This window comes from Helicobacter labetoulli (assembly GCF_003670275.1).
Lineage (GTDB): Bacteria > Campylobacterota > Campylobacteria > Campylobacterales > Helicobacteraceae > Helicobacter_C > Helicobacter_C labetoulli.
On sequence record NZ_QXJF01000004.1, the window covers coordinates 42,302 to 55,355 of the forward strand.

Genomic DNA, 13,054 nt, shown 5'->3' on the forward strand with positions numbered 1-13,054 from the left:
AGCTAGGAGAAAGTATGAATCTTGCCCTAAGTGTTGGGATTATTAGTCTGTGTATGTGCTTTGGCTTTTATATATGGCATACACGCCGTATAAGAAAGCTAGAATCTTCACACAATATTGTGCTTGAGCAGTATAAGGAGCGATTATCACAACAAAATATTGCCCTCCAAAAAGCGCAAAATGAGCAAGAAATTTTGCAATCCCAAATGACACAGCGACTACAAGATATGCACCAAATGCATCAAAATGCCCTGCTTGAAGAGAAAGCACATTCTCAAGCAATGCTTCAAAACCTAAAAGAGCAGTTTATCTATGCACAAAACGAACAAGAAAAACTAAAAGAGCAGAATAAACAAGAATTACAAAATGCCTTTAAGGCTTTGAGTGCGGATATTCTAGCTCAAAATACACAAAGTTTTAATCAAAATCAAATACTTTCTCTCCAGCCATTGCGTGATGAGATTCAACGCTTTACAAAACAGCTTTCACTTAATCACGAAACAAATCTCAAGCAACACACAAGCCTAGAGACGCAGATTCACCAGCTCCATAAGCTGAATCTTCAGCTCTCAACTGACGCACATAATCTTACAAATGCTCTCAAAGGTGAGAATAAAATACAAGGCAATTGGGGAGAAGTGATACTCCAAAGAGTGCTAGAAAATAGCGGATTACAGCAGGGAAGGGAATATGAGATTCAGCAAACTTTGTATGATGATAGCTCCAATTTGCTCCGCCCAGATGCGATTATCAAGCTCCCTAAGCATAATGAAGTGGAGCGGTGCGTTGTGGTAGATTCAAAAACTTCGCTTATAGCCTATGAACGATTATGTAATGCAGAAAATGAAGAGGGCAGGATTCAAGCCAGAAAGGAACTTGCCCTTTCTATCCAAAGCCATATCAATGCCTTAAGCGGAAAGAATTACCAACAATATTTGCAGGGGCAGAAGCTTGATTTTGTGCTGATGTTTGTGCCAATTGAAGGAGCATTTTTAGAAGCTATGCAATATGATATGAGCCTGTATGATAAGGCGTATCAAAAAAGTGTGGTGCTTGTTTCACCCACAACCATTATGGCGGTGCTACGCATTATCCATAATTTGTGGCAGTTTGAACATCGTAATAAAAATGTTGATAAAATCTTTGATGAGATTCAGAGGCTTTTTGTTTATATTAAGCGGTTTGAAAATACACTTGATAAACTAGGCAAAAACATCAACACTTTACAAAAAACTTTCACTGATGATGTGATGGTAAAATACAATGGAACGCAAGGTATCGCTAATAAAAGCGAGAATATCCAAAAACTCCTCAAAGGCGCAGGTGTGGATATGATAGATCAAGACACCTTACCCTAGAATCGTTGTTTTAGGGTATTCATATTTGCTTGACAAGTCCCATTAATGTGATTTTCCTGCATTAATGGGTAAATATTACATCTTAATTTTCAATGATATAAGGCACGGATCGTACGCCTGTATCAGCCACAGCTTGTGTTAGCTCTTGGGCTGCTTTTGTATCCATACTTTGAGTCTTGCTTTTTGGCTCATAAACTTTAGCCAACATCGCGATATCCTTAGCTTGATTTCCACTCTTATTTTTGAGTGCATTAGCAGCCTTCAGCATAGAATCTTCACCCAAAAATCCAACGACTAAAAGTTCCACATTGGCATCTTCTAGGCGTTTATTAAGGTTTGCAAACTCCTTTTGGCAATAAGGACAATTTGCATCAGAGACAACATAAATCGTCTTAGCCCCATTCTTTTTGGACTTAAAGTGAAAAACATTAGCACTTTGTTTTTTGAACACTTCTTGCAGTTTAATATTAATTTTTGCTTTTTCTTTTTCATAAACATCTTTATAAAATCCCTGAATCTTAGACTGCACCGACCTATCTTGTATCAGCAACGCATCAGGTTGGAAGATAAATCTACCATCATTTGTTGCTAAAAATGGCACTTGCTGATTATTAACATCAATCACCACCATACTTAGCCCACTTCCCAAATCACTGCTTGAGATAATATTCCCCTGCACATTATTAGCCTGTAAAGTCTTTTGGAGTTCAGCCTTATCCGCTGCTCCATATACCACACTTAAAACACACAATACGCTTAAAGCAAATTTTGTTTTCATACTGCTCCTTTTGTTTTTTAAGAGACATTATAACGATGATAGTGTAATAATTTAGAATCTTTTAAGTCTCTGGTATCTCTTGTGGGGATTCAATAGGTTTAAGATAGCTCTCCTCAAGCAAAAGCTCCACAATGTGCTTAAAAATTGGAGCGGCTGTTTTGCCACCATAATAATCATCTTTTATATCAGATTCAAAGGCTACAACGCCTATTGTGTAGGAGCGTGTCTCATCTTGTGCAAATCCAAAAAATGAGCCATTATACTTTGTGTCATACTTACCACCACTTGCAATTCTAGCTGTGCCTGTCTTGCCCCCAGTGATAACGCCATCAACCTGTGCGACTTTAATCACTCTCTGCACAACTTGGATAAGTGTATCATACACCTGCTGCACGACATCTAGAGATAAAATTGCGATTGGTTCAAGCTGTTTTGGGATATATTTTTCCCCACTTGGAGAAGTTACATACTCGCTCACACGAGGTGTTATGAGATACCCTCCATTGCTAAAAATTGCATAAGAACGCAAAAGCTGTATAAAAGTGGCTCTCATACCATAGCCATAACTCACACTCGCACGATACACTTCATTATTAAAAGTCTTTGGACTTGGCACTAAGCCTGTTTTTTCATAAGGCAAGTCAATGCCACTTAGCTCACCAAAACCAAAAGCGTGTAAAGCTGTGTGATATTCTTTTGGATTGAGATTTTGAGAGATTTTTACCATTCCTATATTGCTTGAACGCACAATAATATCCTCCACACTCGCACTTTTTAGCGGGTGAGTATCACGGATCGTGTAGCTTTTAAGCTTATAATAGCCATCATTAAGTTCAATCACATCACTTGGCTTGACCATACCCTTTTGCAACAAAATCGCATAGATAATTGGCTTAATCGTGCTGCCTGGTTCATAAGAATACTCAATAGCATTAAGATTCAAATTTGGATAATCTTTTTGCTGAATACTCTTAGGATCAAAGCGGTTAGAAGTCGCAAGAGCTAGAATCTTACCTGTTTTAGAATCCATAACTCCAGCGATAATTTCACGCACTTTATAACGCTTTTTCGCCTCATCAAGCGTGAGTTCAATTTTTCTTTGTAAGCTTAGTGGTATGCTTAAAGTAATATCAAAGCCATCTTGACGACTTTGAATATTTGCTTCCTTATTGGCGATAATATTAAAGCCCACATCGCGTTTGCCTGTAATTTTACCATCTTGCTTGGCTGAAAGAATATCATTGTAATACTTTTCCACGCCTTTCACACCATCAACACGCGTGATATTTTGACTTTCAACCTTGCGTGTATAGCCAATAAGCGGCTCTAGGATATTCTTATAGGTGTAGATTCTATTGTTACCGCTCACTTCAATGCTAAGACCCATTTTTTGAATCACCCGACCTTTTTTATCCTCATACTCGCGGAATACATCATAGCGAATAAGAATGAGATTAAGATTCTTAAGGTGGGTAGCGATTGTTGAATTAAGCGTGTAGGATAAAACAACATAACCTTTTTGATTAACTTTTTTAGCTATCTCATCTTTTGGAATCCCACTATATATGGAAAAAAGCGTGATAAAAAGCTCTTTTTTATCTGGATCTATACTTTGAGTATTTACACTTGCTTTATACAGCTTATCACTATATGCAACCTCAAATCCATCACTTGTATAAAGACTGCCACGGACTGAAGTATCGCTCTTTGTGGCACTAAGCGTGGGGAGTTTTCTGGGAGTTACTATTTTGACATACGCGATACTTAAAAAAACAAAAAAGCATAAAATAATCAAGAAAAAAACAGATATGACAACACCTGTTTTTTTGGGATAATACGCCACAAATACCCTTAGATTTGAGTTCTTAGGATTTCTTTATACGCATTAATTGCCTTGTTTCTTACCTCAAGCATTACTTTCATACTATTTTCTGCACGATTAATCGCAATAGCAGCTTGATGCAAATCCTTCACCTGCCCACTTGCCATATCAGCAAGAGCCTTTTCTGAAGTTTGCTGCTCGGTATTCACCTCTTGGATAGAATTTTTAAGCGTATTGATAAAATCAAGCCCATCTTGTCTATTTTGTGTATTTTCTACTTTTTTAGTGCCGATAGGCTGAATATTGTTTGTAATCACACCAAATTGATTAGCCATTTACTTCTCCTTTATCTATCCTTTTCTCGCCTATGCTTGAAACATCATAATGGCGTTACTTGCCATATTTTTTGCACTTTGAAATGCTGCAACATTCGCTTGATACGCACGAGTTGCCTCTATTAAATCGGCCATTTCCACAACAGGATTAACATTAGGATATGCGACATAACCTTCAGAATTCGCATCTGGGTGGCTTGGGTCGTATTTCATAAGTGGTTCCCTATCATCGCGTGCAATCTTTTGAATATAAACGCTCATTATAGCAGGTTTTGGTTCTTTTCCCAAATCTCCCTCATTGAGTGGGTCTTCATACTTAAGCTGTTGGTTATTTTTTCCTAATTTTTCATTTAATACTTTATTAAAATCAAACGCACGAAACACCACTTCTCTCCTGCGGTATGGTCCGCCCTCATCAGTGCGTGTGGTATTAGCATTTGCAATATTTGATGAGATTGTATTAACACGCACCCTTTGAGCTGAAAGCCCATATCCACTTATATCAAAACTTGATAAAAACATCTCTACTCCTTAATCTACTTAAATATTTCTTCCAGAATCTAAAGCATAGGCAAAAATTCCCTTGTGTCGTTTCAATGCACTTGTAAGAGCCTGATACATTGTGCTATTCTTGCCCATTTCACTTGTCTCCACATCTAAATCCACACTATTGCCGTCATTTTTTGCTAAATGTCCATCACGCCAAAACATAGTCGCACTATCTTTGACATTGCGCCTGCTATCAAGATGACCCTTGTCCGTTTTAGCAATATCAAGCTTGTAGCTTCGCTCCCCTGTGCCGAAAATACGCTTATTTTCACGAGCGAGATACTGCTCAAAATTCACATCTTTTGGACGATAAAAAGGCGTATCAACATTGGCAATATTTGAAGCAATCATATCTTGCCTGATTGAACGATAATCAAGTGCCTTATACACGACAGAATAAGCTTTAGAAATATCCGCTATAGCCATCTTAACCCCTTTTTTACCTCGTAGATTCTAGTTTATAACTTCAAAAAACAAAGCAAAATATATTCCAAATTATACATTACTTTCTATTGCAAATTTAAGAATCTTAACATTTCTATTTAGCAATCTTGCAGCTCAAATTTTATTAATCAATATCTCAACTCACTAGCAAAGATTCTAAACTTAATTTATCTTTGCTTATCTCCATTTGCTTGATAAGACAATCCATAATAAGCAAAAATTACTAAAAAATCAAAATTACAATATGTAGTTTAACTTTTTTGTGTTAGTATTCTGCTTTACAAAAAATTCAAATTACAAGGTGAGTTTATGAAAAAATCGTTTCTCTTCACTTCAGAATCTGTAACTGAAGGACATCCGGATAAAATGGCAGACCAAATTAGTGATGCGGTGCTTGACTACATCATTGAGCGAGATAAAAATGCGCGTGTAGCGTGTGAAACACTTGTAAGCAATGGCTTTTGTGTCATCGCTGGAGAGCTAAAGACAAGTGTATATGCCCCTATGCAAGAGATCGCTAGAAAAGTCGTGCAAGAAATCGGCTACACAGACGCGCTTTATGGTTTTGACTATCGCAGTGCAGCGGTGCTAAATGGGATTGGTGAGCAAAGCCCGGATATAAATCAAGGTGTAGATAGAGCTGATGGCGAGATAGGTGCGGGCGATCAGGGGCTTATGTTTGGCTATGCGTGTCGTGAGACACCCTCTCTTATGCCTTTGCCTATTTGGCTTTCACACCGCATTACAGAAGGATTGGCAGCAAAACGCAAAGATGGCACACTGCCTTTTTTACGCCCAGATGGCAAATCTCAAGTTACCGTGCGTTATGAAGATGGTAAGCCTGTAAGTATTGATACAATCGTTATATCAACGCAGCACAGCCCAGAAACACAGCAGAATCATCTAAAAGATTCAGTCATTGAAGAAATCGTGCAAAAGGTAATCCCACAAGAATATCTCAACGATAATATCCACTATTTTGTCAATCCTACTGGCAAATTTGTCATCGGCGGACCACAAGGCGATGCGGGGCTAACCGGGCGTAAAATCATCGTGGATACTTATGGCGGGAGCTGTCCGCACGGAGGCGGGGCATTTAGCGGAAAAGATCCTAGTAAGGTGGATAGAAGTGCGGCGTATGCAGCTCGCTATGTGGCGAAAAATCTTGTAGCAAGTGGCGTGTGTGATAAAGCAGTCGTGCAAGTAGCCTATGCTATTGGTGTGGTAGAGCCTGTCTCAATCCTTGTAGATACGCAAGGCACAGGCAAAGTAGAAGATTCTGTATTAACAGAATGTGTGAAAAAGGTCTTTAGACTTACACCCAAAGGCATCATAGAGTCTTTAGACTTGCTTCGCCCAATTTATCGCAAAACAGCAGTCTATGGACACTTTGGACGAGAATTGCTGGAATTTTCTTGGGAGAAAACTGATAAGGTTGAAGCGATTAAAGAATTCTGTGGAGTGAAGTAAGAATAGATAGAATCTAGGTGAGTTAGAATCTAAACAATAGATTCTACTCACCTTAAAAACTTAAATTTCAAATACACTATCTACACATTAAAAATTTTTGTAGCAAAATCCCAAAATATTGGGATTTTGCTACAATTTCCCAACTAACAAATTAATTTTCTTTTGGGGCTATCCTGTGCCAATTTTGCACAAAAAACTCTCTTGTAAGCACTAAAATAGAAGCAAAAATCAAACTTGAGAAACATATAAGAATAAATTTTGCTTTTGTAGAAGTCTGCACAATAGGTCGGTCTTCGAGGTTATATGTCAAGATTCCTTGACTTGCAAAATCCAACTCTACTAGGCGACAATCTATATTTTGCGATTTTGCAGCCAATGGTTTGGAGCTAAGATAAAATTGCATTTTTTTCATCTTTAGTTTCATTCGCCTCCATCTGTATCTTGCTATTTTTGGCTAGAACTTGAGAGGCTGCAGAGGATTTAAATATCCAAATACACCCCAAACCAAAAACAAGCAAAAAACTTAGCAAAAATAATTTCCAACGCCTCACAAAAATTGACAATATCTCCCAAGAATCTAAATTTTTCATCACACTCCTTTAAAATAAATTAAAACAAAAAATAAAAAAATGGTCCAGCTATGTCATAGTTCCAATAGACTCTTGTATTTGTAATGTCCCCAAAATAGGTTTTCACAGATACCAAATTCAACAAGACCAATAATACAAAAATCTGTAGCAAAAATGGTTGTTTGCGCAGTGCTAGAAACATAAAATAACCAAAGGCAATCTCCATAAACAAAACACTCATACGAAGTGAAAAGTGATTACTCACTCCAATCGATCCCCAATACACTAAAATAGAACCAAAAATAACATACCGCCACTGCTTATGTATCTTATTAACATAGAAATAAGCAAATATCATAAGCATCAGTGTGAAAAGCAAATTTTTCAGTGTTATATAACTCCCACCTTGAAGAGAAGCCCCAGAAATATATGAATAAAGCTTACCCCTAAACGCATTTATAACCATGTTATAACTTGGAAGAAACTCCCATAAAAATGTAATAATCTCATCAAAAAAATAAAACACAAACATAAGCAAGACACTTATTGTCATACCAATTTTTGGCTTTTTCATCAAAAGCCAATAGCAAAGATAAAAACCTAATGCTGTTACATGAAACATAAAGGCAATGGCGACATACACAAGATGGACTTTCAAACGCTTCTCCGTAAAAGCATATAACAAAAAAATAGATGAAAAAACTTGTCTCATAACCAAACCAGCAAACCAATAGTGAAAAAATAAAAGACTTACAGCTACACACAAAGCTTGTTGTTTTGGAGCGATATGAGACATAGCATATACTTCAAGCCATATATAAAACAAAACAGCCGCAGTAAAAATATTAATCGCAATAAAAGTTGAACTACTTAGCTCTCCTAAAAATCTACTTAAAATAAAATAATACAATGGTAAAGCCATTTCCAACCCAGCACCATAATCAAACAAAGCCTGAAAATTATTATTAAGCAATTTTTCATATGCACGATAATAATTAACATAATCACCGTGTGGAATACAATCACCATTATAAATTGATGAGGATAAGATAACACAAAGTGAAATAATGACACGAGACTTTTTGGTAAAAGCAGAAGAAAAAATAATCAAAAAAAATAGACCAGTAACACTTGCAATCATAGGTGAAAATGGCAAAATAACCCACGGAATAAGCGCTAGAACATATGAGAATATATCCGTTTGTCTCACATTCTGCAATTTTGAGTTTTGTAAATTTGAAACACTGCCAAAAGATAGATTGTTCAAAGCGAGTCCTATTTTTTTTGATTAAGCTAAATCAAAAAAAATACCAACAAAAAGAGAATGGGGATTATAATAGAATATTTCTTATTCTTTGCTTATTTTTAATTTTATGCTAGGTCATAGCTTGTTTTCTTTCGCTTGGATAGCCCCCCCCCCGTGCAAACGAACCTTAAAGATGAAAGCGAAACGCATTCCCTTTAGATTTATACCCCTCTCACACATTAAACCTAAAGTGCATTATATCGCCATCTTGCACGACATAGTCCTTACCTTCAATCCGCATAGCCCCAGCTTCTTTTGCCTTTGCTTCCCCGCCATACTTGATAAAATCATCATAGCTTATACATTCCGCACGGATAAAGCCCTTTTCAAAATCCTTATGTATCACACTAGCTGCCTTTGGTGCTAAATCCCCACGCCGAATCGTCCAAGCCCGAACTTCTTTCACCCCCGCAGTAAAGTAGCTAATAAGTCCAAGCCTTGCAAAGCCCTCTCTAATAATCTGTTCTAGCCCACTCTCACTTGCCCCAAGACTAGCTAAAAACTCCGCCCTTTCACTATCTTCCATTCCCACCATCTCTTCTTCAATCTTCGCACAAAGCTTGATAGCAATGCCCCCATTTTGCGTGGCGTATTCACGCACTTTTCGCACATATTCGTTATCAGATTCTAGCCCATCTTCATCCACATTTGCCCCATACATCACTTCCTTATTTGTTAGGAATCTTAGCTCACGATTAAGTGTCATAAACTCTTCACTATCGCGTTTTTCAAAGGTTTTCACCGGCTTATTAGATTCTAAATGTGCTAAAAGCTCTTGTGCAATAGAGAGTTGTGCGTTTGCACCCTTTTGTGCTTTGCTCTCTTTTTGTAGCTTTTCAATGCGTTTATTCAGGCTTGCCATATCGGCAAAAAGTAGTTCTAGCTCAATAATCTCAATATCATTAATGGGGTCAATCCGCCCCTCTATATGTGTAATGTTAGAATCTTCAAAGCATCGTACAATATGCAAAATCATATCCGCTTCTTTAATGTTTGCTAAGAACTGATTGCCTAGCCCTTCACCCTTACTCGCCCCTCTTACAAGCCCTGCAATATCTACAAACTCAACGACTGAATGCTGAATCTTTTGGGGATTTACTATCTTTGCAAGCTCATCTAGCCTAGAATCTGGCACAGGCACAACCGCCTTATTTGGCTCAATCGTGCAAAATGGATAGTTTGCCGCCTCTGCGTTTTGTGCCTTTGTGAGTGCATTAAAAGTCGTTGATTTACCAACATTTGGAAGCCCAACAATACCAATTGATAGTCCCATAACTACCCTTTTACAGCTTGTGTAAGAATAAACTCAACTCCAGTTCGCACACCAGCTCCACTACCCCCACTTGGGTTAATATCCCACTCTTTTTCCACATACGCAGGACCAGCAATATCAATATGCAGCCATTTCTCCTTATACTCATCGCGGATAAACTCACTCAAAAATAACCCCGCACTAATCGCCCCACCATAGCGACTTGAGCCGACATTACACACATCAGCGATTTTAGATTCTATAAGCTTTTTTAAATGCCTATTAAAGGGCAAACACGCCATAAGCTCTCCAGAATCTAACGCAATCTTTTCAAATTCTAGCTTTAGCTTATCATTATGCCCCATAATCCCACTTGTATATTCCCCCAAAGCCACCACACAAGCCCCTGTAAGCGTAGCAAAGTCAATTAAAATATCAGGCTTCAAATCTTGAGCATAGCTTAAACAATCAGCCAACACTAAACGCCCTTCTGCATCGGTATTTCTCACTTCTATACTCTTGCCCTCCCTAGAATACAGCACATCATCAGGCTTGTAGGCATTGCCACCTATCATATTTTCCGCTGCACCCACAATACTATGCACCTCTACATTTGCCCCAAGTCTTGCTATAGCCCTAATAATCTCCATAACCGCACAGCCACCGCTCTTATCAGCTTTCATTGTTACCATAAAGTCTGCTGGTTTTAGCGACAATCCACCACAATCATAAGTCAGCCCCTTGCCTACAAGCACAACGCGTTTTGTCGCACCCTTTGGCTTATAGCTTAGGTGGATTAGACGCGGTGGGTTACACGAAGCACGATTGACCGCTAGAAACGCACCCATTTTTTCTTTTTCCAAATCAGATTCATCTAGAATCTTACACTCAATGCTAACTAGCTCCTTGCTTAGATTCTTGGCATATTTGGCTAAATATTTTGGTGTGGCAACTTGTGGAATAGTATTGATAAGCTCACGCGTAGCATTAATAGATTGAGCAACAATCTCGGCTTTTGCCACAATGCTAGAATCTAAAGCTACCTTTGCCTCTACCAAAACAAACTCTTTTAAAGCATTTGGCTTTGATTTGCTCTTATAGCTCACACACTCATAGCCACCGCATAATGCCCCTAAAAGTAACGCATATACCTTTTGATTATCCACTTTCCCTTCAAGTCTCACATTCACGCCCTCATAAGGTAAAGCCTTAAAATACCGCACAATACTCGCTCCAGATTCTCGCACATTATCAGAATCTAGCTCATCTACACACACTATAAGCGTCCCGCTCTCTTGTAAAAAAAACTTTCCCTCACCCTCAAAACCAAAAACCTTACATTGCTTTGCATAAGCTGATTTACCAAACGCACTTTTTGCCATTACAACACATTGTGCGTATTTTTTTTCATTCTTTATACTTTTTAAAATACTTATCTTCACGCTTCACTCCTTGTATTTTATTTAGCCTTTGAATCTAGCTCACTTTGCTCTAGTTCATATTGAATCTTGGCAATCTTTTTATCCACTTTTTTTGTTTGAGACTGAAAATACCACCAAACACCTCCACCAATCACAGCCGCAAGTGGTATGAGCAAATATGGATGCTCCTTAAACCAATCAAGCACAATAAAAATCTCCTCACCAAAAATCCAAGTCAGCACAATGGTAATTGCCGCCCAAACCCACGCTGAAAAGAGATTGATAATAGCAAATTTTAATGCACTATAACGCGTTGTGCCAATACTCATAGGAATAATTGTCCGCATACCATACATATAGCGTTGTATAAAAATAATGGGCCAACCATATTTTTTCAAAAGCAAATGCGCTAGGGCGAACTTGCGTCTTTGCGAGGTAAATTCCTCCTGAATCGTCTTGCGATTAAAGCGTCCGATATAAAAATAAATCTGATCACCCACAAAACCGCCAAGCCCAGCAATAAAAATCGCCAAAAACAAATTCATTTTTCCATCGTGTGCAGCAAGTCCGGCAAAGATAAGCCCTAGCTCCCCTTCTAAAATCCCCCAACAAAATAAAATAAAATACCCCCAAGTTTCCACATACTTATCCCAAAGCTGTGTGATAAATGCTTCAAGTGAGAATCCAGACTGCTTATAAAGCACAATAAGCCCCACAACAATGACAAACACCAATCCCCATACAAAAATGCGTTTGGGATTCTGCCTAGCATAAATGACAATCTTTTGGACAAAGCTCATCTATTTTCCCTCATATTCCAAAATGCTAAATACTTTTGTGTGTGAAAGGAGCTTTTTCTCACCTTGCAATCCTTTGAGATTAATAATAAAAGCTGCCTCCACGCATTCTGCCCCCATAGATTCTATTAGCTTCACACTTGCTTCTGCTGTGCCACCTGTGGCAATTAAGTCATCTACCAACACAACTTTTGGATTTTTAACCTCCCTAAATGCGTCAATATGCATTTCAACTTCATCAAAGCCATACTCGAAGCTATACTTTTCACTCACGGTTGTAAAAGGAAGCTTACCCTTTTTGCGTATAGGGACAAAGCCAACGCCCATAGCAAATGCCAAAGCCGAGCCAAAAATAAAGCCCCTTGCTTCAATCCCAGCGATAAAGTCTATCTTTTTATCCATATAGCGATTTTTTAGAATCTCAATCACTCCATCAAAAACTTCAGCATTCCCAATCAATGTAGTAATATCACGAAAAATAATATCGGGCTTTGGATAATCGGGTATAGCGCGTATAGAATCTGCTATCTTTTGTTTATCTATGGTATTCATTCAAAAACTCCTTTGTGTGATTTTAAAGAGAATCTTAGAGCAATGCCTCTATTTTTTGCTCTAAGTCTTTGATTCTAGCCTTATACTTATCGGTTTCAATTCTGTATTGAGAATTTCGCGATTTTAGCACCTTAACTTCATTTTTTAACGCATTCATCTCTTGAGTAAGAATGTCAATATTCCCTAACGCCCTTTGTAGCTGCAATTGATGCTTACGGATAAGAATCTCCGCTTCATTAAGCGTGAGCTTCATCGCTGCGGAGTTTCTCTCCTCCTTTTGTGCCACAGAGCGATAAAAAAATGTCCGCACAAGCATATATAACACAAACAGAATAAATCCTGTAAGAAAAAACCATTTTGCGATAAAAGTCCCAACATCTTGTCCCATAAGCCTCTCCTTA

General features: G+C 38.1%; 14 protein-coding genes. 2 read left to right on the top strand and 12 right to left on the bottom strand.

Translation table 11 applies throughout. The annotated features are described in order from the left end of the window. The first annotated feature begins 14 nt into the window (after positions 1-14). Positions 15-1,358, top strand: coding sequence for a DNA recombination protein RmuC (locus EBF12_RS02480; protein WP_121726254.1), 1,344 nt, complete (start codon positions 15-17; stop codon positions 1,356-1,358). Positions 1,359-1,440: 82 nt separating this feature from the next. Here EBF12_RS02480 and EBF12_RS02485 read toward each other — a convergent pair whose 3' ends face one another. The 5 genes from EBF12_RS02485 to flgB all read right to left on the bottom strand — a co-directional run bounded on the left by EBF12_RS02485 (position 1,441) and on the right by flgB (position 5,268). Next, a complete protein-coding gene (locus EBF12_RS02485) occupies positions 1,441-2,136 on the bottom strand; it encodes a thioredoxin fold domain-containing protein (RefSeq protein ID WP_121726255.1) in 696 nt (231 codons plus the stop codon). 61 nt (positions 2,137-2,197) lie between these two features. Next, on the bottom strand, positions 2,198-3,979 hold the full coding sequence (locus EBF12_RS02490; protein WP_121726256.1) for a peptidoglycan D,D-transpeptidase FtsI family protein: 1,782 nt from the start codon (positions 3,977-3,979) through the stop codon (positions 2,198-2,200). A gap of 8 nt (positions 3,980-3,987) precedes the next feature. Continuing rightward, on the bottom strand, positions 3,988-4,293 hold the full coding sequence (gene fliE, locus EBF12_RS02495; RefSeq protein ID WP_121726257.1) for a flagellar hook-basal body complex protein FliE: 306 nt from the start codon (positions 4,291-4,293) through the stop codon (positions 3,988-3,990). 30 nt (positions 4,294-4,323) lie between these two features. Beyond that, positions 4,324-4,815, bottom strand: coding sequence for a flagellar basal body rod protein FlgC (gene flgC, locus EBF12_RS02500; protein WP_121726258.1), 492 nt, complete (start codon positions 4,813-4,815; stop codon positions 4,324-4,326). An 18-nt stretch (positions 4,816-4,833) separates the two neighbouring features. Beyond that, positions 4,834-5,268, bottom strand: a complete 435-nt coding sequence (gene flgB, locus EBF12_RS02505; protein WP_121726259.1) for a flagellar basal body rod protein FlgB — start codon at positions 5,266-5,268, stop codon at positions 4,834-4,836. Between the two features lie 327 nt (positions 5,269-5,595). On the opposite strand from flgB, the gene metK reads away from it, so the two are divergent. Beyond that, positions 5,596-6,756 (top strand): methionine adenosyltransferase, encoded by a 1,161-nt coding sequence (gene metK, locus EBF12_RS02510; protein WP_121726260.1) that lies wholly within the window; start codon positions 5,596-5,598, stop codon positions 6,754-6,756. A gap of 386 nt (positions 6,757-7,142) precedes the next feature. On the opposite strand, the gene EBF12_RS02520 is transcribed toward metK, so the two are convergent. From EBF12_RS02520 to EBF12_RS02550, 7 genes are all read right to left on the bottom strand, one after another. Beyond that, a complete protein-coding gene (locus EBF12_RS02520; RefSeq protein ID WP_121726262.1) occupies positions 7,143-7,346 on the bottom strand; it encodes a hypothetical protein in 204 nt (67 codons plus the stop codon). Between the two features lie 19 nt (positions 7,347-7,365). Beyond that, a complete protein-coding gene (locus EBF12_RS02525; protein WP_121726263.1) occupies positions 7,366-8,592 on the bottom strand; it encodes an EpsG family protein in 1,227 nt (408 codons plus the stop codon). A 211-nt stretch (positions 8,593-8,803) separates the two neighbouring features. Continuing rightward, positions 8,804-9,904, bottom strand: coding sequence for a redox-regulated ATPase YchF (gene ychF / locus EBF12_RS02530; RefSeq protein WP_121726264.1), 1,101 nt, complete (start codon positions 9,902-9,904; stop codon positions 8,804-8,806). A gap of 2 nt (positions 9,905-9,906) precedes the next feature. Then, positions 9,907-11,265, bottom strand: a complete 1,359-nt coding sequence (locus EBF12_RS02535; protein ID WP_244196331.1) for a leucyl aminopeptidase — start codon at positions 11,263-11,265, stop codon at positions 9,907-9,909. A 77-nt stretch (positions 11,266-11,342) separates the two neighbouring features. Then, positions 11,343-12,104, bottom strand: a complete 762-nt coding sequence (locus tag EBF12_RS02540) for a DedA family protein (RefSeq protein WP_121726266.1) — start codon at positions 12,102-12,104, stop codon at positions 11,343-11,345. Next, positions 12,105-12,653 (bottom strand): adenine phosphoribosyltransferase, encoded by a 549-nt coding sequence (locus EBF12_RS02545; RefSeq protein ID WP_121726267.1) that lies wholly within the window; start codon positions 12,651-12,653, stop codon positions 12,105-12,107. Positions 12,654-12,687: 34 nt separating this feature from the next. Continuing rightward, on the bottom strand, positions 12,688-13,041 hold the full coding sequence (locus tag EBF12_RS02550) for a hypothetical protein (RefSeq protein ID WP_121726268.1): 354 nt from the start codon (positions 13,039-13,041) through the stop codon (positions 12,688-12,690). Positions 13,042-13,054 lie beyond the last annotated feature (13 nt).

Bases quoted from the DNA above. Each gene is read 5' to 3' on its own strand.
- EBF12_RS02480 (WP_121726254.1), top strand. From the start codon at position 15: ATGAATCTTGCCCTAAGTGTTGGGATTATTAGTCTGTGTATGTGCTTT.
- flgB (WP_121726259.1), bottom strand. From the start codon at position 5,268: ATGGCTATAGCGGATATTTCTAAAGCTTATTCTGTCGTGTATAAGGCA.
- flgC (WP_121726258.1), bottom strand. From the start codon at position 4,815: ATGTTTTTATCAAGTTTTGATATAAGTGGATATGGGCTTTCAGCTCAA.
- EBF12_RS02485 (WP_121726255.1), bottom strand. From the start codon at position 2,136: ATGAAAACAAAATTTGCTTTAAGCGTATTGTGTGTTTTAAGTGTGGTA.
- EBF12_RS02545 (WP_121726267.1), bottom strand. From the start codon at position 12,653: ATGAATACCATAGATAAACAAAAGATAGCAGATTCTATACGCGCTATA.
- fliE (WP_121726257.1), bottom strand. From the start codon at position 4,293: ATGGCTAATCAATTTGGTGTGATTACAAACAATATTCAGCCTATCGGC.
- EBF12_RS02520 (WP_121726262.1), bottom strand. From the start codon at position 7,346: ATGAAAAATTTAGATTCTTGGGAGATATTGTCAATTTTTGTGAGGCGT.
- ychF (WP_121726264.1), bottom strand. From the start codon at position 9,904: ATGGGACTATCAATTGGTATTGTTGGGCTTCCAAATGTTGGTAAATCA.
- metK (WP_121726260.1), top strand. From the start codon at position 5,596: ATGAAAAAATCGTTTCTCTTCACTTCAGAATCTGTAACTGAAGGACAT.
- EBF12_RS02550 (WP_121726268.1), bottom strand. From the start codon at position 13,041: ATGGGACAAGATGTTGGGACTTTTATCGCAAAATGGTTTTTTCTTACA.
- EBF12_RS02535 (WP_244196331.1), bottom strand. From the start codon at position 11,265: ATGGCAAAAAGTGCGTTTGGTAAATCAGCTTATGCAAAGCAATGTAAG.
- EBF12_RS02540 (WP_121726266.1), bottom strand. From the start codon at position 12,104: ATGAGCTTTGTCCAAAAGATTGTCATTTATGCTAGGCAGAATCCCAAA.